Origin of the sequence: Mycobacterium lentiflavum (assembly GCF_022374895.2) — a bacterium.
GTDB lineage: Bacteria > Actinomycetota > Actinomycetes > Mycobacteriales > Mycobacteriaceae > Mycobacterium > Mycobacterium lentiflavum.
The window spans coordinates 5,113,967-5,139,697 of record NZ_CP092423.2 but is presented as its reverse complement, the minus strand read 5'-3'; the positions used below and the strand labels follow the sequence as shown (position 1 = coordinate 5,139,697).

Sequence of the window (25,731 nt, the reverse complement as noted above, 5' to 3'; positions counted from 1 at the left end):
GCGAGAGCGAAGCTCTAATATATAACGCACGCCAGTGTGCGATATTCGCACACGATATAAGTCTAAAACGAGAACGAGATTTCCACCAGTAGTAGCCGGAGAGGAACCGTGGCCGAGTTCGAAAGCATCTGGAGCGATCTCCAGGGTGTCGCGTTTGAGCAGGGCTATCTCAACGCCGGGGGTGTCCGGACCCGCTACCTGCGTGCCGGTGATCCCGGCCAGCCGGTACTGATGCTGCTGCACGGATCCGGCGGCCACGCCGAGGCTTACGTGCGCAACCTTGCCGCCCACGCCGAGCATTTCTGGACCTGGTCGATCGACATGCTGGGTCACGGGTACACAGACAAGCCGGGTCACCCGCTCGAGGTCAGCCATTACGTCGAGCACCTGATGGCCGTGCTGCGCACCATCGGCGCGGAGCGCGCCTACATCAGCGGCGAATCGCTCGGCGGCTGGGTGGCCGCCCGTACTGCGGTCGATCATCCGGATGTGGTTGAGCGACTGGTCCTTAACACCGCCGGCGGTTCCCAGGCCGATCCGGTTGTGATGCAACGGATCATCACGCTGTCGATGGCGGCCGCCGAGAATCCGAGCTGGGAGACGGTGCAAGCGCGCATCAAATGGCTGATGGCCGACAAGTCCAAGGATTACGACGACCTGGTCGCCAGCCGCCAACGGGTATATCGCCAACCGGGATTCGTCTCCGCGATGAGCGACATCATGGCGTTGCAGGACCCTGAGATTCGCGCGCGCAACATTCTCGGCCCGGCCGAATACGGATCGATCATCGCGCCGACGCTGGTGCTGTGGACCAGTGACGACCCCACCGCCGACGTGACCGAGGGGCGCCGCATGGCGTCGATGATCCCGGGCGCGCGGTTCGAGGTGATGCCCGGCTGTGGTCACTGGCCACAGTATGAGGACGCCAAGACCTTCAACCAGTTGCATCTCGATTTCCTGCTGGGACGCTGATGGCAACCGACGGGCACCAAGCACCTGGCCACGATGTCGACGTAGTCGTCGTCGGCGCGGGCCCTGTCGGCTTGACCTTGGCCAATATCCTTGGCCTGCAAGGTGTCCGAACCCTGTTGGTCGACGAGCGTGACACGCTGATCGACTACCCGCGCGGCGTCGGCCTGGACGACGAGTCGTTGCGCACCTTTCAGTCGATCGGCCTGGTCGATCGGGTGCTGCCGCACACAGTGCCCAACCAGATTCTGCGTTTTTTCGACGGCAATCGCCGGGTGCTGGCCGAAATGGCGCCGCCCGACGCGCGTTTCGGTTGGCCGAAGCGCAACGGGTTCGTCCAGCCGCTCGTCGACGCCGAATTGCTGGTCGGGCTGGACAGATTCGACTGCGTCGAGGTGCGCTGGAGCCGGCCGATGACGGCCTGCCAGGAAACCGGCGACGGCGTCACGGTTGAGCTCGGCGGCGAGGACGGAGGCTCCACCGTGCGGGCACGCTTCGTCGTGGGCTGCGACGGCGGGCGCAGTATGACCCGCCGGATGATGGGCGTGTCGTTCGATGGGACGACGTCGTCGACTCGCTGGCTGGTGGTCGACATCGCCAACGATCCGTTGGGTCACCCGAACAGCGAGGTGGGCGCAGATCCCGAACGTCCGTATGCCTCGATTTCGATCGGGCACGGAATTCGTCGCTTCGAGTTCATGATTCACGCCGACGAGACCGACGAGCAGGCCGAGGATCCAGCGTTCCTGGAGCAGATGCTGGCGCGGATGGTGCCGCGACCCGACCGGGTCGACGTGATCCGTCGCCGCGTGTACACCCACCACTCGCGCATCGCCGGGGCGTTCCGCAGCGGCCGGCTGCTGCTGGCCGGCGACGCCGCGCACCTGATGCCGGTGTGGCAGGGGCAGGGCTACAACAGCGGCATCCGGGATGCGGCCAACCTGGGCTGGAAGCTGGCCGCGGTGGTCAACGGCCGCGCCGACGACAAATTGCTCGACACCTATGACGTGGAGCGCCGCAAGCACGCGCGGGCCATGATCGACCTTTCCACGATGGTGGGCCGGGTCATCTCGCCGACCAACCGCCGCGTCGCCACCGCGCGCAACCTGCTGGTGCGTTCGGCGTCAATTGTGCCCACGCTCAAGCGATATGTACTCGAGATGCGGTTCAAGCCGATGCCACGTTACGAGCACGGGGCCGTCGTGCACTCGGTGAATCCCAAAGCCCCGCACGGCGGGCAATCGCCGGTCGGCACGCTATTCATTCAGCCGCGGGTCGATACCCGGACTCAGCAGGATGTCTTGCTGGACGACGTGCTGGGTCCCTGGTTCGCCGTGCTGTGCTGGAACAACAACCCGCGCAAGATTCTCGGCGACGAGGCCTTCGCGAAGTGGAAAGTGTTGGGCGCCCGTTTTGTTGCGTTGCGACCGCAGACGCAGCTGCACTGGCCCGGGCACGACGACCCGGATGTCGTCGTCGTGGGCGACCGGACCGGCGGGCTCAAGTCCTGGTTCGACGTGCACTCCGAATCGGTGCTGTTCCTGCGTCCAGATCGTTGCATCGCGGGTGCGTGCATCGCCCAGCTTGCTCCCGATCTCAGCGCGTCGCTGCTCGATGCCCTCACCCTCATCCCGGGAGGGGGTGATGTCGACAGTGGCAATGGCTCTGTGCTGTATGTCCCACAGCCCGCTCCTGAATCTTCCGGGGCCGTCGCGGGACCTGCTTGACGACGTCGAAGGCGCCATCGCGCAGGCTTCCGGATTCGTCCGCGATTACGATCCCGAACTCGTCGTCATCTTTTCGCCGGATCACTACAACGGTTTCTTCTACAAGGCGATGCCGCCGTTCTGTATCGGCTTGAACGCCAACGGAGTCGGTGACTACGGCACGCACGCCGGTCCGCTCGACGTCCCGACCGACCTGGCTTCGCAGTGCGCGGAGGCGGTGCTCGAGGCGGGCATCGACGTGGCCGTATCGGCCCGCATGGACGTGGATCACGGGACCGTCCAGCCGCTGGAGAAACTCTTCGGCGACGCCCTGTCGCGTCCGGTGATACCGATCTTCGTCAATGCGGTCGCGGTGCCGCTGGGACCGTTGCATCGATGCCGCACGCTGGGCGCGGCCGTCGGCAACTATCTCGCCACGTTGGACAAGCGGGTCTTGGTGATCGGGTCCGGTGGGCTTTCTCATAGTCCGCCGGTACCGACGCTGGCGACGGCACCGGAAGCGGTGCTGGAGCGCATCGTGGACGGCCGGCCGATGACGGCCGAGCAGCGGCAAGCCAGGCAGGTCGCCGTCATCGAGGCGGCCAAGGCCTTCGCCGGTGGCGAGACTGACCTGCAACCGCTGAATCCGGCGTGGGACCACCGCTTCCTGGAGATCATCGACGCGGGCCGGCTCGAAGAGTTCAACCTCTGGTCGAACGCCTACGTGCTCTACGAAGGCGGCACCTCCGCACACGAAGTCCGCACCTGGATAGCGGCTTTCGCCGCGCTGGAGACCGCGGGCCCGTATCAGACGATGTTGCGCTACTACAAACCGGCCGAAGAACTGATCGCCGGGTTCGCGATCAGAACGGCGACGCCGGCATGACGAGTGCGGATGTGAACGGCTTCGATCACGTCGTCGATGTGTTGATCGTCGGCTCCGGCGGTGGCGGCATGACCGCCGCGCTGGCCGCGCGCGCGTCCGGCCTCGAGGCGTTGGTGATCGAAAAGGCACCGTATTTCGGCGGTTCTACCGCATTGTCGGGTGGCGGCATCTGGGTTCCCGGTGCGCCCGCGCAATGCCGGGAGGGCTACTGTCCGGATCCCGACGGGGTGGTCGAATACCTGCTCAGGATCACCGAGGGATTGGTCAGCGAGGCGCGCATCCGGCAGTACGTCGAGTCGGCGCCGAAAATGCTCGAGTTCCTCGAACGGCTTTCCGGGTGGTTCGAATTCGTCTGGAAGCCCGACTATGCCGACTACTACCCGGAACTGCCGGGCGCCTCAGCGCTCGGCAGCACCATCAACGTGCCGGCCATCGACCTGCGGAAGCTGGGTGCCGACGAGCAACTGATGCTCAAGCCGTTGGCACTTGCTCCCCGGGGAATCTGGCTGGGCCCCAAAGACCTTCGGACCTTCTACCGGATCAGGCAGACATGGGCCGGCAAGGGCGTGCTGGTGAAGCTGCTCTGGCGGATGTTCAAGGCGAGAGCCTTCAACGAGCGGATGGCCGCGATCGGCCAGTCGCTGGTCGCGCGGTTGCGGTTGGCGATGCGGGACAGCGGTATTCCGCTGTGGCTGGACGCGCCGATGACCGAGTTGCTCACCAATGTCGACGGGTCGGTGACCGGCGCGGTGATCGAGCGTGACGGCGTCAAGCAGCGGATCGGCGCGCGCCGCGGCGTCATCCTGGCGTCCGGGGGTTTCGATCACGACCTTGCCTGGCGCAAGGAGCAGCTGCCCGTTTTGGAGAGCATCGGGTCCCAGGACTGGAGCTTCGGTAACCCCGTCGCGATGGGCGACGGCATCCGCGCGGGCGAAAAGGTGGGCGCGGCAACCGACCTGCTCGACGAGGCATGGTGGTTCCCGGCCATCCAATGGCCGGACGGCCGAATGCAATTCATGCTCAACGAGCGGATGATGCCGTCGCAGTTCATTGTCAACGGCGAAGGCAAGCGCTTCATCAACGAGGCGGCCCCGTACATGGACTTCGGTCACGCGATGATCGACGGGCAGGAGTCCGGTGTCACCCACATCCCGTGCTGGCTGATCACCGATCACCGGTCGTGGAATCGCTACGTCGTCGCTGGTCACCTGCCGCTACCGAAGATTCCCGGCGCTCCGGTACCCACCGGTCGCAAGATTCCGAAGGCCTGGCTGGAATCCGGCGTGGTCAAGGCGGCGACCACCTGGGAAGAAATGGCGACCAAAATCGGTGTCCCGGCAACCGAATTACGCTCCACCGCAGCTCGTTTCAACGACCTTGCGCGCAACGGCCACGACGACGATTTCAACCGAGGAGACAGCGTCTACGACAACTACTACGGCGATCCGACCCTGCCTAACCCCAATCTGTATCCGTTGGGTGATCCGCCCTACTATGCGTTCCGAATCGTGCTCGGCGACCTCGGGACTTCGGGCGGTCTGCGGACGGACGAATACGCCCGAGTGCTGCGGCCCGACGGGGCCATCGTGCCCGGCCTGTATGCGGTGGGTAACACCTCGGCGCCGGTAATGGGCCGCAGCTATGCGGGCGCCGGGGCGACCATCGGTCCCGCCATGACCTTCGGCTTTGTCGCCGCGAAACACCTTGCCAGCCAGGCCTAGTCTCTTGAGGAGGTAACAATGAAAATTTCACTGTTCTATGAGTTCGCGCTACCCCGGCCGTGGGCGCCCGATGACGAACATGTCCTGTTGCAGGACTGCCTGGACGAGGTGGAGGCCGCCGACAAGGCGGGGTTCTCCACCGTCTGGCTGACCGAGCACCACTTCCTCGAGGAGTACTGCCACTCCACCGCGCCGGAGATCTTCCTGGCCGCGGCCAGCCAGCGAACCAAGAACATCCGGCTCGGGTTCGGCATCATGCACCTGTTGCCCGCAGTCAATCACCCCGCCCGGGTGGCCGAACGCGTCGCCACCATCGACCTGCTCTCCAACGGGCGGGTCGAGTTCGGCACGGGGGAAGGCTCCTCGGTCGGTGAACTCGGCGGATTCGACGTCGACCCCGCCGACAAGCGCGCGCAGTGGGAGGAGTCCCTCGAGGTCGCGATCCGATGCATGATCGAAGAGCCGTTCACGGGCTTCAAGGGCGAGCAAATCCAGATGCCGCCTCGCAACGTCATCCCCAAACCGCTGCAAAAGCCGCACCCGCCGGTCTGGGTCGCCTGCACCCGGCCGGCAAGTGTGCAGATGGCTGCCCAAAAGTGCATTGGGGCACTGAGTTTCGCCTACACGGGACCCGGGCCGCTGACCGACCGGGTCAACGGCTACTACAAGGAATTCGAGGAGAACGGCGTGCCCATCACGCCGCAGATCAACCCGAACATCCTGGCCATCGGCGGCGACTTGTCGATGATGGTCGCCAAGACCGAAGAAGAGGCGCTGCAACGACTCGGGCAGGGCGGTGGATTCTTCTCGTTCGGGATCATGCACTACTACCTCACCGGAATGCACAGCCCGGGCCGCACCGGAGTGTGGGAACGCTACCTCGAAGAGGTCGAAAAGGACCCGACGCTGGCCTACGGACCCGGCCGCGGCGCGATCGGAGCTCCGGACACCGTGCGCGAATTCCTGCGCGGCTACGAGGAGAGCGGCGTCGACGAGATCATCCTGCTGCTCAACCCGCGCAGCCACGAAGGCACCATGGAATCCATTGAGCTGATGGGCAAAGAAGTACTGCCCGAGTTCATCGAACGGGACCAGAAGGCGGTGGCGGCCAAGGCCAAGCGGTTGGCACCGGTTATCGAGAAGGTCGAGGCGCGGCGGCCCAAGTCGACCGCCCCGTTGTTCGATGAAACCTACGCGTTCGGCGGCCTGCCCACCGGGCGCGACAAGTTCACCGCCAGCGAGATTCCCGAGGCCATGGCTGAGATCAACGAGGGCCGGGTGCAGGCGGCTCAGCGCGCGAAGGAAGAACAGAAAAACAAGTAGCGCCGGAAGATAATCGAGCCGTGGGCGAGATCGACGGGTTGTGGCGTTACCTCGGCTATCAAGGCCGTCGTGCGGTGGTGACCGGATGCGCGTCGGGCATCGGCGAACATGTGGTGCGCCAGCTCACCGAACTCGGGGCCGAGATCATCGGCCTGGACAAGCGGCGACCGTCGGTCGAGCTCAACGAGTTTCATGAGGTCGACCTCGCCGACCCGGAATCGATCGATGGCGCGGTAGCGTCCATCGGCGGGCGAATCGACACGCTGTTCAACGTCGCCGGTGTCTCCTCCGGGATCGGCAACCCGTTACTGGTTGCCACGATCAACTTCCTGGGCACCCGCCAGGTCACCGAGGCCTTGGTCCCGAGAATGGCCGCGGGATCGTCGATCGTCAGCGTGTCCTCGCTCGCGGCCGCCGCCTATCGGGAACACGCGGCGGCGGTGGCGCCATTGCTGAATACCGCGACGATGCAAGAGGGCATCGACTGGTGCGCCGCGAATCCCGACGAGGTGGGCAACGGTTACCAACTGTCCAAGGAAGCCATCATCTTCTACACAATGCGCAGTGCTACGCCGTTGGGCGCCAAAGGCATCCGCATCAACTGCTCCGGCCCCGGGGTCACCGAGACTCCGATACTCGATCAGCTGCGGACGGCATACGGGCAGGGTTTCCTCGACGACATTCCCAAGCCGCTGGGGCGCGTTTCCGACCCCGCCGAGCAGGCAGCGGTGCTGCTCTTCTTGAATAGTGGTGCAGCCAGCTACATCACGGGACAGATCATCTGGGTCGACGGTGGAAACGTGGGTGCGGCGATCGCTCGTGAACTCGAGGAAGGAGCCCCTCTAGATGAGCCGAGCCGACTTGACTGACTTCCGGCGGGTCGCCCGGGACGTCTCCAATTGGGGACGTTGGGGGGACGCCGACGAACTCGGCACGCTGAACTTCATCACCGCGGACAAGGTCGCGCAGGCCGCCGGTCTAGTCAAGCATGGCAAGGTGTTTGCGCTCGGCGTCGACTTCGGCGCCTCCGGTCCGCAGGGCGCCTTCGAGTTTCGGCACAACCCGGTGCACATCATGACCGTCGACGGCGGTGATGTGAATACGCTGGCCAAGTATGGGCCGAGCTGGCCGCGTAACCCGGTGGCTCAGCAGCTCAGCTGCTACATGACGGCCGACAATCCGTTCCGCTTCAACGATGACATCATCATCATGCCGTTGCAGGCCGCAAGCCAGTGGGATGCGCTGTCCCACGTCTACTACGACGATCACCTGTACAACGGCTTCGCGGCGGATTCGGTGACCAGCCTGGGCGCCTACCACTGCGGCATCGACAAGGTTGACGTCAAGGGCATCACGTCGCGCGGTGTGCTGCTGGACTTGGTCCGCCATCGCGGTGCCGAGGTGTTCCTCGAGGCCGGAAACCCGATCTCGCCGGAAGAACTCGACGACGTGGTCCGCGCCCAGGGCGTGACCATCGGGCGGGGCGACATCGTGCTGATCCGGACCGGCTGGTGGACAAGGTTTTTGATGACCGGGAACAAGACCGAAGGCTATTCCGGCCTGGACTGGCGATGTGCCCAGTGGCTGCATGATCACGAGATCGCGGCGGTGGCCGCCGATAACCTTCAGGTCGAAGACCTGGTGTCTGGAGTCGACGGTGTCACCTTCCCCCTGCATCTGCTCTGCCTGCGCGACATGGGCATGATCTTCGGCGAATACTGGGATCTCACCGCGCTGGCCGAAGACTGCGCCGCCGACGGCGTCTACGAGTTCCAGCTCGTCGCCCCGCCGCTGCGGGTGGTCGGTGCGGTCGGCTCTCCCGTCAACCCGATTGCGATCAAGTGATGGACTTCGCGCGTAAGACCATGCTGGTCGACGGCCTTGCCACCGGTTACCTGGAGGCCGGCGAAGGCGATCCGGTGGTGTTGCTGCACGGCGGCGAGTTCGGCGCCAGCGCCGAACTCGGCTGGGAACGCAACGTTTCCGCGCTCGCCGCGCACTACCGGGTGCTGGCCCCGGACATGCTGGGGTATGGAAACTCGGCGAAGGTGATCGACTTCGTGGACGGCCGGGGGATGCGGATACGGCATGTGGCCCGCTTCTGCGAGCTCCTCGGCATCGACTCGGCGCATTTCGTCGGCAACTCGATGGGCGCGATCAACCTGCTCAACGACACCACGTCCGAGGCGCCGCGGCTGCCGGTCCGTAGCCTGACGATCATCTGCGGTGGCGGAGAAATCCAGCAGAACAAGCACTTTGAGGCGCTACAGGATTACGACGCGAGTCGAGAGGCGATGCGCCAAATCGTCGAAGCCCTGTTTCACGATCCCGGCTATCCGGCCGACGAGGAATACGTGAGCCGCCGCTACGAATCGAGCACCGCGCCGGGGGCGTGGGAAGCGGTGGCCGCGGCCCGATTCCGCCGCCCGGGTTCGTCGCGGCCCCCGACCCCGTCGACCAGGCGAGCCTACGAGCGCATCGGCGTGCCGACGCTGGTGGTCGAAGGGGGCGAGGACAAGCTGTTGCCGCGAGGTTGGGCCGCCGAGATCGCCGAGCAGATCGACGGGGCGCGCTCGACGGTGGTCGACGGCGCCGGCCACTGCCCGCAGATCGAGCAGCCGGCAACGGTCAACGAATTGCTGCTGGAGTTCCTGGCCTCTTAGAAGACGTATTCCAGCCGGGTCATCATCCCGGCGACCTGGTGATAGGTGTTGTGGCAGTGCAGCTGCCACACGCCGGGATTGTCGGCCACCAGAACGGCCAGGATCTTCTGCTTGGGCAGCACCATCACGGTGTCCTTGCGGGCGCCCAGCGACCCGTCGGGGTTGATCAACTGGAATGTGTGCCCGTGCAAGTGAATTGGATGATACATCATGGTGGTGTTGTCGAACGTGATGGTGGGGCGCTGGCCCTGCTGAACGTGCAGCGGATTGGTCTTGCTGTAGGGTTCGCCGTTGATCGTCCAGTCGTACTGGACCATGTTGCCGCCCAGAACGACGGGAAGGTTTTGTCCCGGTTCGGGCCGGCCCAGCATGACCGGCGTTGCGGCGGTGAACATCTCGATGGTTCCTACGCGCCGGTTGAGTTCGGCCGGTTGGAACTGCGGATCGGGCGGGCTGCCCTTGCCGGTGGACAGCAGCGCCCGCGCCAGCGCGCCCTTGCCCTCGGCCATTGCGACCAGTGGGAACACTCCGTCGGCGGCGGTCACGATGACGTCGTATCGTTCGGCCATCCCGATCAGCAGGGCGTCGACCTGTCTGGGCACGACGGCGTAACCGTCGGTGTGGGTGACCGTCATGGGGTGGCCGGCCAGCGCGACACGGAAGGTGGTGTCGGAGCCGGTGTTGATGAAGCGGATCCGGATCCGTTGGCCCGGCTTGGCATTGAAGGTGGTGGGAGCCGCGGGAATTCGCCCGTTGATCAAATAGTAGGGATAGGCGATGTCTCCGGCGTCGCCGCCAAGCAGGTCGCTGTTTCCGACCCGGGCATTCGGCATTGCCGCCGCCGACGTGGTCGGGCTGGTTGACGTGGTCGGGCTCGTCGAAGTGGTTTCGCTGGTCGAGGTGGTCGGGCTGGTCGAGGTGGTCGAGGTGGTCGGGGTAGTCGAGGGTGCGGCCGGTATGTTGGACATGCTGGGTTTGTTCGGGTTCGTGAGTTCCTCGTAGAGCTGTTGCGGGCTCTTTCCCACGCCATCGGTCCAGTCGTCAAGGACGACAACCCATTCGACGTCGTAGTTGCTCTCGGAGGGGTCATCGATGATGACCGGCAGGTACAACCCGGTGTCTTCGTCCAGGCCGGTGTGCGGATGTGCCCAGTAGGTGCCCGAGTTCGGTACGGAGAACTGGTAGGTGAATTCCTGGCCGGCTTCGATGTTCGGGGTGGCCGGCTCCGCTCCATCCATGTTGTTGCGCAACGCGATACCGTGCCAATGCACCGATGTCACGTGGTCGAGTTTGTTCGAGACCTTGACCACGAGTTCGTCGCCGACCCTGGCCCGGATCAGCGGGCCAGGGATCGTGTCGCCGAAGGCTAGCGTCCGCACGACCGGTCCGCCCAAATCGACCTGGGTCAGCTGCGGTGTCAGGCCGACGTTCACCGTGCGCCCGCTGTGCGGCCGCGCCGCCTCGGCGGCAGCGATCGCGGCCGCCATCTTGTCGGCACTGCTGAGGCCCTGGGACGTGGAATGACCGCAGGCCGCCAGCGTCAATCCACTCGCGATGCCGGCCGCCATGAAGCCGCGCCGGGTCAGCCGCGCCCCGTCGAAGGTAACCCCACTGGTGGGCTGCAGCGGCATTGATCGCTCCTTGTCGTCGGTCGGTACGGGCCCGGCGAGTTATACCGTGCTAGGGAGTTAGCCAGAACGCAACCATTGCCGACGAATTTTCGGCCGCTATCAGCCGGATTGCTGCCGGGAAGCGGCCCAGTCGCTGAACCCGGTGGGGTAGATGGTGACTTGCTCCCCGTCGATGGGGACGATGCCGCGATCGTCGAGCAGCGCACCGTAGTAGCGAGCCTGCGGGTCGGTCACCACCTCACGGGCATCGCCGGTTGCGGCAAACCAGGTCCGAATGAAGTCGTCCATTCCTCGCTTGTCGGGGCCGGCGATGTTGATCAGCCCGGCCGGATCGTCGATCGCCGCGCGGGTGACGGCGGAGGCGACGTCCGCGGAGGCGATGGGCTGGAACGCTGCGTGCGGCGCACGAATCGTGTCGCCGTCGGCCAGCGAATCCGCAATGCCGCCAACGAATTCGAAGAATTGCGTCGCCCGCACGATCGTGTTGGGGAATCCCGACTCCTCGATCACTTTCTCCTGCGCGACCTTGGCCCGCAGGTAGCCACTGTCGGGCAGCCGGTCGGCGCCCACGATCGAGAGCGCGACGTGGTGCTGCACTCCGGCGGCCCGCTCGGCCTCAAGGAGGTTGCGGGTGGAGGTGGTGAAGAACGCCAGCACGTCGTCGTCGGCCCAGGACGGGGAATTGGACACGTCCACGACCGTGTGGACCCCGGCGACCGCCTCGGCGACACCTTCGCCCGTGATGGCATTGACACCCGAGCGCGGCGAGGCCGGGACGGCTTCGTGGCCCAGTTCGGTGAGCATCGCGACAACCTGCGATCCGATCAGCCCGCTGCCACCTACGACCAGAACCTTCATGAGTACGCCCTCCCGATGAACTGCCGCACTCAGCATGACTGGTGGGCTGCCCGCCCGGAACCCCCTACCGGCCGCGGGCGATGCGCCAGCCGGGTCTGTCGTCGGTGCTCGCGACCGAATAGCAGGCCGCGGTGGAAATGATCGTCGGCACGATCAGCGCGAGGACGAACACGAATATGACGAACGCGTGGTTGGGGGTCGTCAGCCAGCCGATCGGAAGGCGTGCCAGGCTGACGGCGAGCCATGAACCGGCGACCGCGAGGAAAAGCGTTCCCACCGTGGCGACCTTGATCGACCGCAACGCCAACTGGGTTGGCTCGGCGGTGTTGGCCAGCGAGCGGTTGAGTGCCTTCGTGCGGAGATAGACCACCGCGAAATCCAGCAAGACGACCAACGCGCAGAACGTCACGATCGTCCCCGTCAGCCAAAGTGCTGGTGGGTGGCCCAGCACGAAATGCAGGTAGTCGATGCTTGTCTCGCTCATGATCAACGTCGTCGCCATCGCGGCGCCGAAGGTCAGCCACCCGCCGAGGTCGGCGAGGAAACAGTAGGCGCGGATGTCCGCAGGATCGTCGGCGGGCACCTTGTTCACCGCGTGGCTGGCCAGCATCCAGCCCAGTCCGGCGAACAGTCCGGTGGTGCCCGCCGCGAGCATGCCGGTCGCCAGATTGCCCTGCGTCCAGGCGATGGCGCAGATGCCCTGCCGGTCACCGTTGTCCGGCGGGTGAGCACCGCTGATCAGACTGAACAGAAAGCTGTCGAGCATCAGGATCAGCACCGCCGACGCGAACAGCGCCAGGGTGTGCACGCCTTCGCGGCTGCTGCGGTCGAACAGCAAGGCGATTGCGGTGATCAGGAATCCGCCGAGCACGCCGGCGAGCTGTGACGTCGAGGCCGCCGACGCGATCATGCTCCATTGGTCGGAGGTGCAGAAGGTATCGGGATTCATCGACGCCACACTCCGATGGTCATCGGCTCGCTCATCCGCCAAACACTAGCCAGCAGCCAGCGATGCCAAAAGTTTGCTGATTGCCCGCAACGCTCGGTATCTTAAATCAACTGCTTGACTTAAAGCCGTCGGCGCCGATTAACTCTCCTTGTGGCTAACGAATTGGATGGCAAGGTCGCTATCGTCACCGGCGGGGCGTCGGGCATCGGTCGCGGCATTGTGGAGCGGTTCGTGGCCGAGGGCGCGCGCGTGGTCATCGCCGATGTCGAGGCCGAGATGGGCCAGCAACTGGCCGACACGCTGGGCGCCGACGTGCTATTCAGCCGGACCGACGTCTCGGATCCCGAACAGGTGCAGGCGCTGGTCGCGACCACCGTCGAGAAATTCGGCGGGCTGCACGTCATGGTGAACAACGCGGCGGTGTCCAGCCCCTTGCGGCGATTGCTCGACGACGACCTGTCGGACTTCCACCGGATCATGGGGGTCAACGTCCTCGGTGTGATGGCCGGTACCCGAGATGCCGCGCGGCACATGGCCGAAAGCGGCGGCGGATCGATCATCAACCTCACCTCGATCGGCGGGATTCAGGCCGGTGGTGGGGTGATGATCTACCGCGCGTCCAAAGCCGCAGTCATCCAGTTCACCAAGTCCGCGGCAATTGAGCTCGCGCGCTACGAGATTCGGGTCAACGCGATCGCGCCGGGCAGCATTCCCACACCGATCCTGGGGAAGTCGGCGGCCGGGATGGACCCGGAGGAGCTGGCCCAGTTCGAGGCGCGGATTCGTCAGGGGATGCGAGACGACCGGCCGCTCAAGCGTGAGGGAACGACCGACGACGTCGCCCAGGCCGCACTGTACTTCGCGGGCGACCGCTCGCTCTATGTCACCGGAACGGTGCTGCCGGTCGATGGGGGCACCTCGGCCGGCAAGGTGATCCCGTCGAAGAGGCGCGAGGGATGAGGTCCCGGCTCGAGCGCGACAATGCGGTCACGTTCGGTGCCCAGCATGACCGCAGCGTGACGCTGAAGGCCCCGGTGAAGGCGCGGACCCGTTTAAATCAAGCGCTTGACTTAAACGGGTCCGCGCGGTTGACTGGGCCAATGACCGCGGCAGGTAGGGCCGTTCGCACCGAACGGGCCAGCTCCACCCAGGAGGCGATCCTGGTGGCGGCCGAGCGGCTATATGCCGAGCACGGCATGTTCGCGGTATCGAACAGGCAGGTCAGCGAGGCCGCGGGCCAGGGCAACAACGCCGCGGTGGGCTACCACTTCGGCACCAAGGCCGACCTGGTGCGCGCCATCGAGGAGAAGCATCGCGGACCCGTCGAGGAGCTGCGCGAGCAGATGGTGGCCGACCTGCTGGCGTCGGGCAACTCGGGCGAGTTGCGCGCCTGGGTGGCGTGCCTGGTGCGTCCGCTCACCGACCACCTCGAGGACCTCGGCAACCCGACCTGGTACGCGCGCTTCGCGGCGCAAGCCATGACCGATCCGGCCTACTACAACATCGTGGTCAAGGGCGCGCTCAGCTCGGCGTCGCTGGTTGAGGTGGTCGACGGTTTCAACCGGTGCCTGCCCAACCTGCCGGCCGATGTGCATTTCGAACGCAACATCATGGCCCGAAATCTCTTGATGCACACCTGTGCCGATCGTGAACGTGCGCTCGCCGCAGGCACTGCGATGGCCCAGCCCTCTTGGCGCGCTGCCGCATTCGGCCTCATCGACGCGATCGTGGGCCTGTGGCTGGCGCCGGTCACTCCGTACGAATGAAGAGCAAGCTGATGAAAGTTACTGTCGACCAGAACATTTGCGCATCCTCGGGCAACTGCGTGATGAATGCACCCGAGGTATTCGACCAGCGCGACGATGACGGTGTCGTCATCCTGCTCAACGAGCATCCGTCCGCCGAGCAGACCGAAGGGGCCCGCCAGGCAGCCTTGGCGTGCCCAGCCCAGGCAATCGACATCGAGGACTGACATGTCAGACGCACTGACGAGTAGCACGGCCGAGGCCGTTTCCGAGATTCCCGACTACCCGATGACCCGCAACGAGCGCTGCCCGTTCGCCCCGCCCCCGGACGTCATGGCCCTGGCCCATGAGCGGCCGTTGTCACGGGTCCGCATCTGGGACGGCAGCACCCCGTGGCTCATCACGGGTTACGAGCAGGTGCGCGAACTGTTCTCCGATTCCCGGGTCAGTGTCGACGACCGGGTGCCCGGCTTCCCGCACTGGAATGAAGGCATGCTCTCGACCGTGCATAAGCGACCCCGGTCGGTGTTCACCGCCGACGGGGACGAGCACACGCGTTATCGGCGGATGCTGTCGAAACCGTTCACCTTCCGGCGCGTGGAAGGCCTGCGGCCCACCATCCAGCAGATCACCGACGACCACATCGACACGATGCTGGCCGGTCCGCAGCCGGCGGATGTCGTTGCCGCCATTGCCCTTCCGGTCCCGTCCCTGGTGATCAGCCAGATGCTCGGCGTGCCCTACGAGGACGCGGAGATGTTCCAGGAGCACGCCTCGATGGGGCTGGCGCGCTATGCCACCGGTGCCGACACCGCCAAGGGTGCGATGAGCCTGCACAAGTACCTGGCCGCGCTGGTCGAAGCCAAGATGGACGACCCCGCGGAAGACGCGGTTTCCGATCTGGCCGAACGCGTCAAGGCCGGCGAGCTCAGTGTGAAAGAAGCCGCTCAGCTCGGCACCGGATTGCTGATCGCCGGGCATGAGACGACGGCGAACATGATCGGCCTGGGAGTTCTTGCCCTGCTGGAGAATCCCGACCAGGCAGCCGTGATCCGCGATGCTGAAGAGCCCAAGATTCTCGCCAACGCGGTCGAGGAGCTGCTGCGGTACCTGAGCATCATCCAAAACGGTCAGCGCCGGGTTGCGTTGGAAGACATAAACATTGCCGGTGAGACCATCCGCGCCGGCGAAGGCATCATCATCGACCTGGCACCCGCGAACTGGGATCCCGACGTTTTCCCCGAGCCCGATCGGCTCTACGTGCACCGCGCCGGGGCCGACCGTAACGTCGCGTTCGGTTACGGCCGCCATCAGTGCGTGGGTCAGCAGCTCGCACGGGCGGAACTGCAGATCGTGTTCCAGACGCTCCTGCGTCGCATCCCGACCATGAAACTGGCCGTGCCGTTCGAAGAGATCCCCTTCAAGCACGACCGGCTGGCCTACGGCGTCTACGAACTCCCGGTTACCTGGTGACAGACCATTGAGCAGCAGCCCGAGATGATCACTCTTCCAATGCAGATCCGAATGGAGGGTCCATAATGTCAACGCCGACAACCACCGCCTCGCTCTACCCGCCCGGAGGCTACGGAGCTCCCAAGGATCGGCGTGGCCACGCCGTGGGCAGCGACGTGGGGCTTCCCGAGGGGACCGTCGTCTTCTCAGCCGACAACCACATTTCGCTGGCCGACGACATCTTCTTCGAACGTTTCCCGGACGACCTGAAGGACAAGGCGCCGCGGATCTGGTATGAGGACGGCGCTTACCAAGTCGGGCGGAAGGGACAATCGTTCCTGCCGGGCGACTTCAGCGCCGTGCTGATGCAGTACGACGACCTGCCCGGCGCCGCGAGTACGAACATCGAGGCCCGGATCCAGGAGCTCCGCGAGGACGGCGTCGAGAAGGAGCTCGCGTTCCCCAACGCGATCCTGGCGCTTTTCCACTACCCGGACAAGAAACTTCGCGAACTGGCCTTCCGCATCTACAACGAGTACATCGCCGAGTTGCAGGAGCGTTCCAACGGCCACTTCTACGGGGCGGGCCTGATCAACTGGTGGGAGCCCGAAGGCACCAAGCGAACGCTGGCCGAATTGAAGTCGTTGGGCCTCAAGACTTTCCTGCTGCCGCTGAACCCGGGCAAGGACGATGACGGCAACGTGATCGATTACGGCTGCAGCGCGATGAAGCCGGTGTGGGACGAGATCGAAGCCGCCGGCCTTCCGATCACCCACCACATCGGCGAAACCCCGCCGAAAACCCCGTGCCAGTTCAACAGCGTGGTGGTCGGCATGATGATCAACATCGACGGCTTCCGCGAGCAGTTCGCCAAGTATCTCTTCACCGGAATTCTCGATGATCATCCCGGGCTGCGGATCGGCTGGTTCGAGGGTGGGATTGCCTGGGTGCCTTGGGCTTTGCAAGACGCCGAGCATCTGATGGGGTCCTACCAGCACATGTTCAACCGGCAGCTGGAGCATGACGTGCGCTACTACTGGGACGCCCACATGAGCGCGTCGTTCATGGTCGACCCCCTGGGCCTGCAGCTAATCGATCAGATCGGCGTGGACAAGGTCATGTGGTCCAGCGACTACCCGCACAACGAAAGCACCTACGGCTATTCCGAAAAATCGCTGAAGTCTGTCGTCGAGGCCGTCGGACCGGCGAATGCGAAGAAGATCGTCAGCGACAACATCACGAAGTTCTTGGGCCTGTCGTGACGACATTCGCGCAACTGGGCACCAGCACCGGTAACGGACTGGTGATTCCCGACACCCCCGACCTTCCTCGCCTGCGTCGCGAGACCGGTGCCCGGCTGCGGTCGGCGATGGCCGAACGTGGCGTGGACGCCATGATCCTGCTGGGCAACAATGCGGTGGTCTACGCTACCGGCGCCAGCTGGCCACTCGGCGATGCCGGGCTGTCCTACGTCGAGCGACCGGTGGCCGTGGTTGTCGCCGGCGACGAATGGCCGCACCTGTTCCTGCCGTTCCGGGAGGGAGCGTCGCACGAATCCGACCTGCCTGCCGATCACGTGCACGGCCCGGTCTACCTCGAATTCGAGGAAGGCGTAGCCGATTTCGCGCGGACGATTGCCGGCCTGATTCCGCCCGGAGCGGTGATCGCGGTCGACGAGTGCACGGGCGCGATGTCTCGTGCCGCGAATCTGTTGTTCCCCAGCGGCGCTCCGGTAGACGCAGCGGCGATCGTCGGCGCGGCCAAGTCGGTCAAGACCGCGGACGAATTGTCGTGCCTGCGCACCGCGATCCGGATCACCGACGAAGCCATGGTGGAAGTCCACAAGCAGCTGGCCCCCGGGATCCGTCAGGTCGATCTGTCGGCAAGCTTTTTGCGCCGTGCCTTCGAGTTGGGGGCCACCGCCAGCATGCTGGAGCCGATCTGGCAGGTGATGCCGCCCAGCAAGGCCGAAGGCGTGTGGACCACGCACGGCGACCTGGCGCTGCCGTTGCTGAGCACCGAGCGCGAGCTGGTCGAAGGTGACGTGCTGTGGACCGACGTCAGCATCACCTACCAGGGCTACTGCTCCGACTTCGGCCGCACCTGGGTCGTCGGCCGCGACCCGTCACCGCGCCAGCAGGCGCAGTTCGACAAATGGTTCGAGATCATGAGCGCGGTACTGGGTGTCGCCAGGGCCGGCGCCACCGCCGCCGATCTGGGGCGGGCCGCGATCAAGGCCAATGGTGGCTCCAAGCCGTGGCTGCCGCATTTCTATCTGGGCCATGGCATTGGCGTCAACGCCGCCGAAATGCCAATGATCGGAACGGATCTCGGCCAAGAATTCGACGAGAATTTCGTGCTCAAGGCCGGGATGGTGCTGGTCCTGGAGCCCGTGGTGTGGGAAGACGGCACCGGCGGCTACCGCAGCGAGGAGGTCCTGGTGATCACCGAGGAAGGCTGGATTCGTTTGACCGACTACCCCTACGACCCTTATGGCAACTGAAGTCCTGCCCGACGAGCGCACGCTGCGCTCGGGCCGTCGCCAGCGGGCGCTAGAGCAAATGGCGGCACACGATCTCGATGTCCTGGTCCTCGGCCGGCAAGCCAACGTCCGTTATGTGACCGGCGTGCCGCAACTGTGGGTCGCCGGCACCCGGCCGTTCGGTCCGAGTTGCGTGCTGGTGCGCGAGACCGCTGCGGTGCATCTGCTGAGCACCTGGGACGAGGGCATCCCCGAGGACATCCCGCACGAGCACCTCTACGGCATCTCGTGGAATCCGATGAATACGATGTCGGCGTTGCAGCGAATCCCGGGTGCGGCAACCGCTCGACGGGTCGGAACCGATGCACTCTCACCGGTTTTCGCGCAACTATTGCCAACGGCGTTCCCCAATGCGCAACTGGTGGACGGCGAGCTTGCGATGCGGGCGGCACGCCGGATCAAGACGGCCGAGGAGATCGCGGCACTGCGCCATTCCGTCGCCGTCGTCGAGTCGGCGCTGGCAGCCGCGGTCGCGGAGTTGCGGCCGGGGGTCAGCGAACAAGCATTGGCCGGAGTCCTGCTGGAGGCATCGGCGGCCGGCGGAGTGAGCACGCCGTCGAATCAAGATGTCGCATGGGTGACTTCGCGCAAGCACCCGTGGCGCCGGGTCGATGGCCCGGATCGAGTTCCAGGCCGTATCCAGGACGGCGACCTGGTGGCGTTCTCCGCCGGGGTACTGGCCGGTGGCTATGTCGGCGAGGTCGGACGGACCTGGCCGGCCGACCGCAAGCATGCACCCGACGGCGCCGCCGCGTTGTACGGGCGCTGGGAAAGCCTGTGGGCCAGGCTGATTGCCGCCTGTCGGCCCGGTGCCGGAGCGGCCGAACTGCTGGCCGCTTACCAGGGCGCCGGGGAGCCCGAGCCGCCGATGCCGGTGGCCCGCGGCCTGGGCATGGGGTTCGACCCGCCCGTCGTCTCCAAACACCTGCCCTCGACCGCGGCCGAGGAACGGTTGGAGCCGGGCATGGTGCTCGCCGTGACCGGCTATGTGTGGGAAGAAGGAGTCGGCGCAGTATTCGGGCGGGAAGCGGTCCTCATCACCGCCGACGGTCCCGAAGTGCTTACCGCGAGCCCGTCCTGGCAGGGGTAGCCATGCCTGAGCCCGCGGAGCCGACAGCCGAAGAGATCATCCGGTATGACAAAGATGCGAAGACTCGAATCGCGACGATCACGTTCGACCGGCCGGACTATCTCAACGCGCCGACGATCGCCGCACGGCTGCGCTATGCGGAGTTGTTGCACCAGGCCGGTATTGACGACGACGTCAAGGTTCTGGTGATTCGCGGAGCCGACGACGATCTCGGCTCGGGTGCGGACCTGACCGAGGTCATGCGGGTCCGCGATGCGGCCGACCAAGGCCCACGGCTCGCCGAATACCGAATCAGCCCCGATGACGTCAGTTATCCGCCACCGGGTTCGTTTCGCAACGGCGCCACCCTGGGCCAGTGGTATGCCAACCCGAACTCCGGCATCCGCGGCCTGCAGGACTTCAAGAAGATCAGCATTCTCGAGGCCAAGGGCTACTGTTACGGCTGGCACTTCTACCAGGCGGCCGATGCCGATTTGGTGATCTCCAGCGACGACGCGTTGTTCGGGCATCCGTCGTTTCGGTACTACGGCTGGGGTCCCCGCATGTGGTGGTGGGCGCAGACGATGGGCATCCGCAAATTCCAGGAAATGGTGTTCACCGGGCGCGCGTTCACCGCGGATGAGATGTACGACTGCAACTTCCTCAACAGCGTGGTGCCCCGAGAGGAACTCGAGGCAGAAGTGGAGAAGTACGCGCTGGCGTGCGCCCGCAATCGCCCGACCGACACGGTGTTCATGCAGAAGGTCTTCTTCGAAATCATGAAGCAGTTCCAGGGCGAGTACCTGGGCAGCATGCTCAGCGGCGTCTTCGAATCGATGGGCGGCAGCGTCCGCCCGGATGACGGCGACGAGCTGATGCTCGACTCGGTATTCGGCGGAGCCATGAACCAGGGCTTGGGCGAGGCGGTCAAAGACAACGACAGCAAGTTCCCCGACGACTGGGCGCTGAGCAAGAAAGCGCGCAAGAAGGCCCGTGCCGCCAAGGACGCCAAAGCGGAGAGAAAGAAATAGTGGCGCCCGACGAACCGCCACTGGCCGGGTATAAGATCGTCGATCTGTCCACCGGCATCGCGGGTGCCTACTGCACCAAGTTACTGGCCGACGGGGGCGCAGACGTCATCAAAGTCGAAGCACCACAAGGTGATCCGCTGCGCAGGTGGTCGGCATCCGGCGCCCACATTCCGACCGATGGTGATGGCGCATTGTTCAGTTTCCTGGCCGGTGGCAAACACAGTGTGGTCGCCGACGCAGGCGAGGACGCCGAACTGGTGAACCGGTTGCTGGCATCGTCAGACGCGGTGGTCTGGTCCACTGGCTCGAAAGTCGCTGAGCACCCAGAGTTTTCGCCGCATGCCCTCCATGGCCGCCACCCGCATCTCACCGTCACCGCGATCACACCGTTCGGGCTCCAAGGCCCCTGGCGAGACCGCGCCGCGACCGAGTTCACGCTGCAGGCGTGGTCGGGCGGGATTGTCGGGCTCGGGCGTGGTGAGCAGCAGCGGGCGCCCGTCTTCGTCGGCGGCCAGGTCGGCGAGTACCTGGCCGGAGTCTATGCAAGCGTGGCTACCCTGGCTTCGCGGTGGCGCCGGATCGACGGTGGGGCAGGCGAATTGCTCGACCTGTCGATGCTGGAAACCCAGATTATGTGCCTGACCTACTACCCGGTGACCTACTTCGAACTGCTCGGCCGCCCGTGGCGAGACGCCCGCCGGCCCACCATTCCGGGAGTGGCTCAGGCGAAGGACGGTCTGGTGGATGTGGGATGTGGCACAGCTCAGCAGTGGTTCGACTTGTGCGCGATGGTGGGTCATCCAGAGTGGATCGATGAGCAGTCGCCGCTATCGATCACCGAGCTGGCCAACGTCTACGCCGACGAGATCTTCGAGTGGCTGGCCGCGACCCCGGTCGACGAAATCCGGGAACTGGCCTCGGCATTCCGGATTCCCAACGCCCCGGTCGCCAACGGCGCGAATGTCACCTCGTTCGATCAATTCGTGGAGCGCGGTTCGTTCGTGCGGAATCCGGGCGGCTTCCAGCAGCCGGGTCACCCGTACCGGATGCGGCCCGCACGACTGCGCGGCCCGCAACCGGCACCGCGGCTGGGTGAGCACTCCGAGCATTACCGCACCGCGCAACTGTCGCCGCGGCCCGAGCCGACCGGCACGGCAAAACGATTGCCCTTCAACGGCCTTCGGGTACTGGATATGACGACGTTCTGGGCGGGTCCCTGTGGCACCCACTTTCTGGCCATGCTCGGCGCCGAAGTCATCCACGTCGAGTCCACCCGCCGCCCGGATGGCACTCGGCTGATCGCCGGCATACCGGTCACCGAGGATCAGTGGTGGGAGAAGTCGCCGATCTTCGAGGCGCTGAACACCAACAAGAAGGGCCTGACGCTGGACCTGCAGAGCGCGCGCGGCCGGGAGCTGCTAGGGGATTTGATCGCTACGTGCGACGTGATCGTGGAAAACTTCACGCCTCGGGTGCTGGACCAGATCGGTCTGGATTTCGCTGCTGTTCAATCGATTCGGCCGGATGCGGTGATGGTGCGGATGCCCGGCTTCGGCCTCGACGGACCGTGGCGCGACAACCCGGCATTCGCGTACGTGATCGAAGCCGCGTCCGGCGTTAGCTGGCTCACCGGCTACCCGGATCGCACGCCGTACGACCCGTATTCGATCGGCGATCCGAACGCGGGTGTGCATGCGCTCAACGCGATACTGCTGGCGCTCGAGCACCGCCGCCGCACCGGCGAGGGTGTGTTCGTGGAAGCGGCGATGGTCGATGCGGCGCTGAGCATTTCGGCCGAGCAGGTCATCGAGTACTCGGCATACGGGGCGCTGCTGGAGCGCGACGGCAACCACGGACCGACGGCGGTGCCCCAGAATCTCTACCGCAGTGCCGATATCGACGAGTTCGGCCGGCTCGACAGCTGGGTCGCCATCGCGGTGGCCACCGACGAACAGTGGGAAAGGTTATCTCGGGCACTCGGATCACCCTCCTGGGCAACCGATCCCGCGTTATCGACCGAGGCCGGCCGGCGCGCGCAGCAGGATTCCATCGACGAACACCTGGCCACCTGGTGTGCGAACCGCACCCGCGACGACATCGTGGCAACGCTCTGGGATGCCGGTGTGCCGGTGGCCAAGGTCATGCAACCCCATCGACAGACCGAGTTGGAGCAGCTGACGTTTCGCGGCTTCTTCGAAGAAGTCGACCATCCAGTGAGCGGGCGCGCGAGGCTCAGCACCGTGCCGATCAGATTCTCCCACGGGCCGCGGTTGTTTCACGCACGTCCCGCACCCACACTGGGACAACACAACCATGAGCTGCTCGCGGAGCTGGGCTTGAGCCCGGCAGAGATCGCGGACCTGGAAGCCAGCGGAGTTATCGGCGTAACACCCGCGATGCGGTGGGGCTAGTGGCTCCAGCCTTCGGCGGCCTGCTCGTCGAAGGTGTGGTCGATGCGTTCGAACCTGCGCTGGACCGAGCGCCGGGCCGCCTCGTGCGGCAGGATGTACAACCGGTTGGCCAGAATCGCGTCGGCGGTCAGCCGCGCCACTTCGTCGACCGTCACACCTTGATCCTGCGTCGGCGGTAGCGGCCCGAAGCCCTCCGTCAGATCGGGCGTCGAGGCAAGTCCATCGTCCGCGCCGCGGATGCGTTCGGAGTTGGAGACCAGCTTCGTTTCGATCACCATCGGGCAGAGCACCGAAACGCCGATCCCGTTGTCCTTGACCTCGCGAGCCAGCGTCTCGGCCAGGCCGACAACGCCATACTTCGCGACTCCATAAGCCCCGAGGCCGGCGTTGGGCACCAGCCCGGCAAAGGATGCGGTGAAGGCGATGTGACCGCCCTTGCCCTGCTCGATCAGCTTGGGAACGAACGCCTCGACGGCGTGGATCGAACCCCACAAATCGATGTCGATCACCCAGCGCCAATCCTCGTGGGTCATCGTGACGAGCGGGCCCGCGACGACGATACCGGCGTTACTGAAGACGATGTCGACCTGGCCGAGCAGTCGGAACGCCTCATCCGCGAGGTGAACCATCTCCTCGAGGTGCCGCACGTCGCACTCCACGCCGTGCGCCTCGACGCCCTCGCTCTTGAGATGCGCCACGGCACGTTCCAGCGCGGACTTGTCGACATCGGCCAGCACGATCCGAGCGCCGCGGCGGGCGAACTCGCTGGCGGTAGCCAAGCCGATCCCGCTTGCACCGCCGGTGATCACTGCCCCGCGTCCGTCGAATCCGTCCATGGAATCCGAGGGTATTCCTCCCGCTCCGGCGACCTGATCGCGGTCTCATCGAGGTGTGAGGGGTCTCGTATAGATAGGGCGCTAACTATTTGGCTACTATGCAAGTATGGCCACGCTGACCGCCCGCGAGATTGATCCGCTCGCCCTCGAACACCAGGTGTGCTTCGCGTTGGCGACGACCAATCGCGCGGTGTTGGCGGTGTACCGACCGCTTTTGGAGCCGCTGGGGCTGACCCATCCGCAATATCTGGTGATGCTGGCGCTGTGGGATCATCGTAAGGCGGCGACCGCGTCCCCGCTGTCGGTCAAGCAGATCGCTGCCGCCCTACAGATGGAGTCGGCCACGCTGTCGCCGATGCTCAAACGGTTGGAGGGACTTGGCTTGATCACCCGCGCCAGGAACGTCACCGACGAACGCACCACCGATGTCACGCTCACCGAACGCGGAATCGCCCTGCGCGAGCGCGCGCTTGAGATTCCGCCCGCCGTCGTCGCCCGACTGGGTGTCGAACTGGCCGAACTCGAGAACCTGCACCAGGTCCTGACCCGAATCAACGCGGCTGCCGTGGCGGCGGGCGCACTGCAATCCTGAGGAGTCACCATGACCGCCGCGAAACCCAATCTCTGGCAACGCATCGGCTATGCCTACGGCCGGCGCCTGCCCGACTCGATGCGCAGCTGGGTGGCGCATGACCTGGCCGGCCCAGGAGCCATCCGCCGGCACATGATCAGGTGGGCGATACCGCCCCTGCTCGTGCTCGCCCCGTTCTGGCTACTGCCCGCCTCGCTCTACGTACACACGGAGATGACCGTGCCCCTCTACGCGTGGGCGTTGGTGATTAACTTTGCGCTGAACAAGGTTTGGCGCCGTCACCGATTGGCAGTCCATGGTTTGGACCCGAACCTGGTCGACGTGATCAACCGCGAGAAACAGGCCCGGATGCACGAGGACTACGCCCGCCGGTACGGCCCGCGGCCGGCAGAGGCGGAATGGCAGTCCAACAGCAGCCCGTTCTAGTCGCTACTTGAGGCAGCTGCCACCGTCGACGGGCAGCGTGACACCGGTGATGTAACGGGCCTCGTCGGACGCCAGGAACAGCACCGCGTTGGCGATGTCCTCGGGCTCGACCCAGCCGATCGGCAGGGTGTGCATCAGCTGGCCGACGACCTTCATGTCCTCGGGCCCCGGGTTCTCCAGATCGGGGCGGAACAGTTTCATCGTGCCCTCGTTCATGAACAGCGGGGTGTTCACGTTGGTCGGGTGCACGGAGTTGACGCGGATGTTCTGCGCGCCGAGCTCGACGGCGAAGGTGCGCATCAAGCCCACCACACCGTGCTTGGCGGCGACGTAGTGACCGGTGTGCGGATAGGCCTTGAGGCCGCCGACCGAGCTCGTCAGGATGATCGAGCCGCCGTTGCCGCCCGCAAGGATATGCGGTACACCGGCTTTCACGGTCTTCCACACGCCGCCGAGGTTGATGTCGATCATTGCGGTCCAGTCGGTTTCGCTGGTCTTGTCCAGCGTCTGGCCGCCGTTGCCGATGCCCGCGTTGGCGACGATGATGTCGAGCTTGCCGAGCTGCTCGACGCCGGTGTCCACAGCGGACTTGAGCGCGTCGTAATCCCGGACATCGACCTCGGCGGTGTAGATCCGACGGTTCTGTGCCTTCACCAGGTCTGCGGTCTCGGCCAGATCCTCCGGCGTGGAGGCGGCGATCAGATCCACGGTGTCGATCTTCTTGCAGATGTCCACCGCGATGATGTCGGCGCCCTCCTGGGCCAACCGCACCGCATGTGCACGGCCCTGCCCACGCGCCGCCCCGGTGACGAAAGCAACTTTGCCTTCAACACGTCCAGTCATCACTACCTCAATTCCTGACTTGATTTTCTTCGGCACGCCTCAGTGGAGCTGAGCCGGCGTTGTCTCCCATCCCCGCAC

Annotated in this window: 24 protein-coding genes; 19 read left to right on the top strand and 5 right to left on the bottom strand. The window is 65.2% G+C overall.

The window, feature by feature from the left end:
- Positions 1 to 108: 108 nt before the first annotated feature.
- From MJO58_RS23920 to MJO58_RS23885, 8 genes are read left to right on the top strand one after another with little or no spacing between them, the layout of a single operon-like run.
- Entirely contained in the window at positions 109 to 972 is an 864-nt protein-coding gene (locus tag MJO58_RS23920) for an alpha/beta fold hydrolase (protein WP_090606683.1), read from the top strand.
- Positions 972 to 2,696: a bifunctional 3-(3-hydroxy-phenyl)propionate/3-hydroxycinnamic acid hydroxylase gene (locus MJO58_RS23915; protein ID WP_239721214.1), complete on the top strand. Its 1,725-nt coding sequence runs from the start codon at positions 972 to 974 to the stop codon at positions 2,694 to 2,696. Before MJO58_RS23920 ends, MJO58_RS23915 begins: the two co-directional genes overlap by 1 nt.
- Positions 2,644 to 3,561 (top strand): 3-carboxyethylcatechol 2,3-dioxygenase, encoded by a 918-nt coding sequence (locus tag MJO58_RS23910; protein WP_239721213.1) that lies wholly within the window; start codon positions 2,644 to 2,646, stop codon positions 3,559 to 3,561. The genes MJO58_RS23915 and MJO58_RS23910 overlap by 53 nt, the downstream gene beginning before the upstream one ends.
- An 11-nt stretch (positions 3,562 to 3,572) precedes the next feature.
- The gene (locus MJO58_RS23905) at positions 3,573 to 5,282 is read left to right on the top strand and encodes an FAD-binding protein (protein ID WP_239723431.1); all 1,710 of its coding nucleotides are present in this window, start codon (positions 3,573 to 3,575) and stop codon (positions 5,280 to 5,282) included.
- Positions 5,283 to 5,300: 18 nt separating this feature from the next.
- Positions 5,301 to 6,605, top strand: a complete 1,305-nt coding sequence (locus MJO58_RS23900) for an LLM class flavin-dependent oxidoreductase (protein WP_090606673.1) — start codon at positions 5,301 to 5,303, stop codon at positions 6,603 to 6,605.
- 20 nt (positions 6,606 to 6,625) lie between these two features.
- Positions 6,626 to 7,474, top strand: coding sequence for a coniferyl-alcohol dehydrogenase (locus MJO58_RS23895; RefSeq protein WP_090606670.1), 849 nt, complete (start codon positions 6,626 to 6,628; stop codon positions 7,472 to 7,474).
- Positions 7,452 to 8,450 (top strand): cyclase family protein, encoded by a 999-nt coding sequence (locus MJO58_RS23890; protein ID WP_239721212.1) that lies wholly within the window; start codon positions 7,452 to 7,454, stop codon positions 8,448 to 8,450. Before MJO58_RS23895 ends, MJO58_RS23890 begins: the two co-directional genes overlap by 23 nt.
- Complete coding sequence (locus tag MJO58_RS23885) at positions 8,450 to 9,268, top strand: alpha/beta fold hydrolase (RefSeq protein ID WP_239721211.1); 819 nt, start codon at positions 8,450 to 8,452, stop codon at positions 9,266 to 9,268. Before MJO58_RS23890 ends, MJO58_RS23885 begins: the two co-directional genes overlap by 1 nt.
- On the opposite strand, the gene MJO58_RS23880 is transcribed toward MJO58_RS23885, so the two are convergent.
- From MJO58_RS23880 to MJO58_RS23870, 3 genes are all read right to left on the bottom strand, one after another.
- The gene (locus MJO58_RS23880; protein WP_239721210.1) at positions 9,265 to 10,899 is read right to left on the bottom strand and encodes a multicopper oxidase family protein; all 1,635 of its coding nucleotides are present in this window, start codon (positions 10,897 to 10,899) and stop codon (positions 9,265 to 9,267) included. The genes MJO58_RS23885 and MJO58_RS23880 overlap by 4 nt on opposite strands.
- Before the next feature lie 99 nt (positions 10,900 to 10,998).
- Positions 10,999 to 11,757: an SDR family oxidoreductase gene (locus MJO58_RS23875; RefSeq protein WP_239721209.1), complete on the bottom strand. Its 759-nt coding sequence runs from the start codon at positions 11,755 to 11,757 to the stop codon at positions 10,999 to 11,001.
- A 64-nt stretch (positions 11,758 to 11,821) separates the two neighbouring features.
- On the bottom strand, positions 11,822 to 12,706 hold the full coding sequence (locus tag MJO58_RS23870) for a hypothetical protein (RefSeq protein ID WP_239721208.1): 885 nt from the start codon (positions 12,704 to 12,706) through the stop codon (positions 11,822 to 11,824).
- 150 nt (positions 12,707 to 12,856) lie between these two features.
- Here MJO58_RS23870 and MJO58_RS23865 point away from each other — a divergent pair, with 150 nt between their 5' ends.
- From MJO58_RS23865 to MJO58_RS23825, 9 genes are all read left to right on the top strand, one after another.
- On the top strand, positions 12,857 to 13,666 hold the full coding sequence (locus MJO58_RS23865; protein ID WP_239721207.1) for an SDR family NAD(P)-dependent oxidoreductase: 810 nt from the start codon (positions 12,857 to 12,859) through the stop codon (positions 13,664 to 13,666).
- 140 nt (positions 13,667 to 13,806) lie between these two features.
- Positions 13,807 to 14,472, top strand: coding sequence for a TetR/AcrR family transcriptional regulator (locus MJO58_RS23860; RefSeq protein ID WP_090609599.1), 666 nt, complete (start codon positions 13,807 to 13,809; stop codon positions 14,470 to 14,472).
- Positions 14,473 to 14,483: 11 nt separating this feature from the next.
- On the top strand, positions 14,484 to 14,678 hold the full coding sequence (locus tag MJO58_RS23855; RefSeq protein ID WP_239721206.1) for a ferredoxin: 195 nt from the start codon (positions 14,484 to 14,486) through the stop codon (positions 14,676 to 14,678).
- A 1-nt stretch (position 14,679) separates the two neighbouring features.
- Positions 14,680 to 15,924, top strand: a complete 1,245-nt coding sequence (locus MJO58_RS23850) for a cytochrome P450 (RefSeq protein ID WP_239721205.1) — start codon at positions 14,680 to 14,682, stop codon at positions 15,922 to 15,924.
- A 65-nt stretch (positions 15,925 to 15,989) separates the two neighbouring features.
- A complete protein-coding gene (locus tag MJO58_RS23845) occupies positions 15,990 to 17,165 on the top strand; it encodes an amidohydrolase family protein (RefSeq protein WP_090606649.1) in 1,176 nt (391 codons plus the stop codon).
- The gene (locus MJO58_RS23840) at positions 17,162 to 18,406 is read left to right on the top strand and encodes a M24 family metallopeptidase (RefSeq protein ID WP_239721204.1); all 1,245 of its coding nucleotides are present in this window, start codon (positions 17,162 to 17,164) and stop codon (positions 18,404 to 18,406) included. Before MJO58_RS23845 ends, MJO58_RS23840 begins: the two co-directional genes overlap by 4 nt.
- On the top strand, positions 18,396 to 19,535 hold the full coding sequence (locus MJO58_RS23835; RefSeq protein WP_239721203.1) for a M24 family metallopeptidase: 1,140 nt from the start codon (positions 18,396 to 18,398) through the stop codon (positions 19,533 to 19,535). The genes MJO58_RS23840 and MJO58_RS23835 overlap by 11 nt, the downstream gene beginning before the upstream one ends.
- A gap of 2 nt (positions 19,536 to 19,537) precedes the next feature.
- Positions 19,538 to 20,545 (top strand): enoyl-CoA hydratase/isomerase family protein, encoded by a 1,008-nt coding sequence (locus MJO58_RS23830; protein ID WP_090606641.1) that lies wholly within the window; start codon positions 19,538 to 19,540, stop codon positions 20,543 to 20,545.
- Positions 20,545 to 22,956, top strand: coding sequence for a CaiB/BaiF CoA transferase family protein (locus tag MJO58_RS23825; RefSeq protein WP_239721202.1), 2,412 nt, complete (start codon positions 20,545 to 20,547; stop codon positions 22,954 to 22,956). Before MJO58_RS23830 ends, MJO58_RS23825 begins: the two co-directional genes overlap by 1 nt.
- Here MJO58_RS23825 and MJO58_RS23820 read toward each other — a convergent pair.
- Positions 22,953 to 23,792: an SDR family NAD(P)-dependent oxidoreductase gene (locus tag MJO58_RS23820; protein WP_090606638.1), complete on the bottom strand. Its 840-nt coding sequence runs from the start codon at positions 23,790 to 23,792 to the stop codon at positions 22,953 to 22,955. The genes MJO58_RS23825 and MJO58_RS23820 overlap by 4 nt on opposite strands.
- Positions 23,793 to 23,898: 106 nt before the next feature.
- On the opposite strand from MJO58_RS23820, the gene MJO58_RS23815 reads away from it, so the two are divergent.
- Both MJO58_RS23815 and MJO58_RS23810 read left to right on the top strand, forming a co-directional pair.
- Positions 23,899 to 24,384: a MarR family winged helix-turn-helix transcriptional regulator gene (locus MJO58_RS23815; RefSeq protein WP_090606636.1), complete on the top strand. Its 486-nt coding sequence runs from the start codon at positions 23,899 to 23,901 to the stop codon at positions 24,382 to 24,384.
- Between the two features lie 9 nt (positions 24,385 to 24,393).
- Positions 24,394 to 24,810, top strand: a complete 417-nt coding sequence (locus tag MJO58_RS23810; protein WP_090606633.1) for a DUF5313 domain-containing protein — start codon at positions 24,394 to 24,396, stop codon at positions 24,808 to 24,810.
- A gap of 3 nt (positions 24,811 to 24,813) precedes the next feature.
- Here MJO58_RS23810 and MJO58_RS23805 read toward each other — a convergent pair whose 3' ends face one another.
- On the bottom strand, positions 24,814 to 25,653 hold the full coding sequence (locus tag MJO58_RS23805; protein ID WP_239721201.1) for a mycofactocin-coupled SDR family oxidoreductase: 840 nt from the start codon (positions 25,651 to 25,653) through the stop codon (positions 24,814 to 24,816).
- Between the last annotated feature and the right edge of the window lie 78 nt (positions 25,654 to 25,731).

Excerpts from the sequence above, each read along its gene's own strand:
- MJO58_RS23915 (WP_239721214.1), top strand. The coding sequence starts at position 972 with ATGGCAACCGACGGGCACCAAGCACCTGGCCACGATGTCGACGTAGTC.
- MJO58_RS23910 (WP_239721213.1), top strand. The coding sequence starts at position 2,644 with ATGTCCCACAGCCCGCTCCTGAATCTTCCGGGGCCGTCGCGGGACCTG.
- MJO58_RS23900 (WP_090606673.1), top strand. The coding sequence starts at position 5,301 with ATGAAAATTTCACTGTTCTATGAGTTCGCGCTACCCCGGCCGTGGGCG.
- MJO58_RS23890 (WP_239721212.1), top strand. The coding sequence starts at position 7,452 with ATGAGCCGAGCCGACTTGACTGACTTCCGGCGGGTCGCCCGGGACGTC.
- MJO58_RS23885 (WP_239721211.1), top strand. The coding sequence starts at position 8,450 with ATGGACTTCGCGCGTAAGACCATGCTGGTCGACGGCCTTGCCACCGGT.
- MJO58_RS23880 (WP_239721210.1), bottom strand. The coding sequence starts at position 10,899 with ATGCCGCTGCAGCCCACCAGTGGGGTTACCTTCGACGGGGCGCGGCTG.
- MJO58_RS23875 (WP_239721209.1), bottom strand. The coding sequence starts at position 11,757 with ATGAAGGTTCTGGTCGTAGGTGGCAGCGGGCTGATCGGATCGCAGGTT.
- MJO58_RS23870 (WP_239721208.1), bottom strand. The coding sequence starts at position 12,706 with ATGAATCCCGATACCTTCTGCACCTCCGACCAATGGAGCATGATCGCG.
- MJO58_RS23860 (WP_090609599.1), top strand. The coding sequence starts at position 13,807 with ATGACCGCGGCAGGTAGGGCCGTTCGCACCGAACGGGCCAGCTCCACC.
- MJO58_RS23855 (WP_239721206.1), top strand. The coding sequence starts at position 14,484 with ATGAAAGTTACTGTCGACCAGAACATTTGCGCATCCTCGGGCAACTGC.
- MJO58_RS23850 (WP_239721205.1), top strand. The coding sequence starts at position 14,680 with ATGTCAGACGCACTGACGAGTAGCACGGCCGAGGCCGTTTCCGAGATT.
- MJO58_RS23845 (WP_090606649.1), top strand. The coding sequence starts at position 15,990 with ATGTCAACGCCGACAACCACCGCCTCGCTCTACCCGCCCGGAGGCTAC.
- MJO58_RS23835 (WP_239721203.1), top strand. The coding sequence starts at position 18,396 with ATGGCAACTGAAGTCCTGCCCGACGAGCGCACGCTGCGCTCGGGCCGT.
- MJO58_RS23830 (WP_090606641.1), top strand. The coding sequence starts at position 19,538 with ATGCCTGAGCCCGCGGAGCCGACAGCCGAAGAGATCATCCGGTATGAC.
- MJO58_RS23820 (WP_090606638.1), bottom strand. The coding sequence starts at position 23,792 with ATGGACGGATTCGACGGACGCGGGGCAGTGATCACCGGCGGTGCAAGC.
- MJO58_RS23815 (WP_090606636.1), top strand. The coding sequence starts at position 23,899 with ATGGCCACGCTGACCGCCCGCGAGATTGATCCGCTCGCCCTCGAACAC.
- MJO58_RS23810 (WP_090606633.1), top strand. The coding sequence starts at position 24,394 with ATGACCGCCGCGAAACCCAATCTCTGGCAACGCATCGGCTATGCCTAC.
- MJO58_RS23805 (WP_239721201.1), bottom strand. The coding sequence starts at position 25,653 with ATGACTGGACGTGTTGAAGGCAAAGTTGCTTTCGTCACCGGGGCGGCG.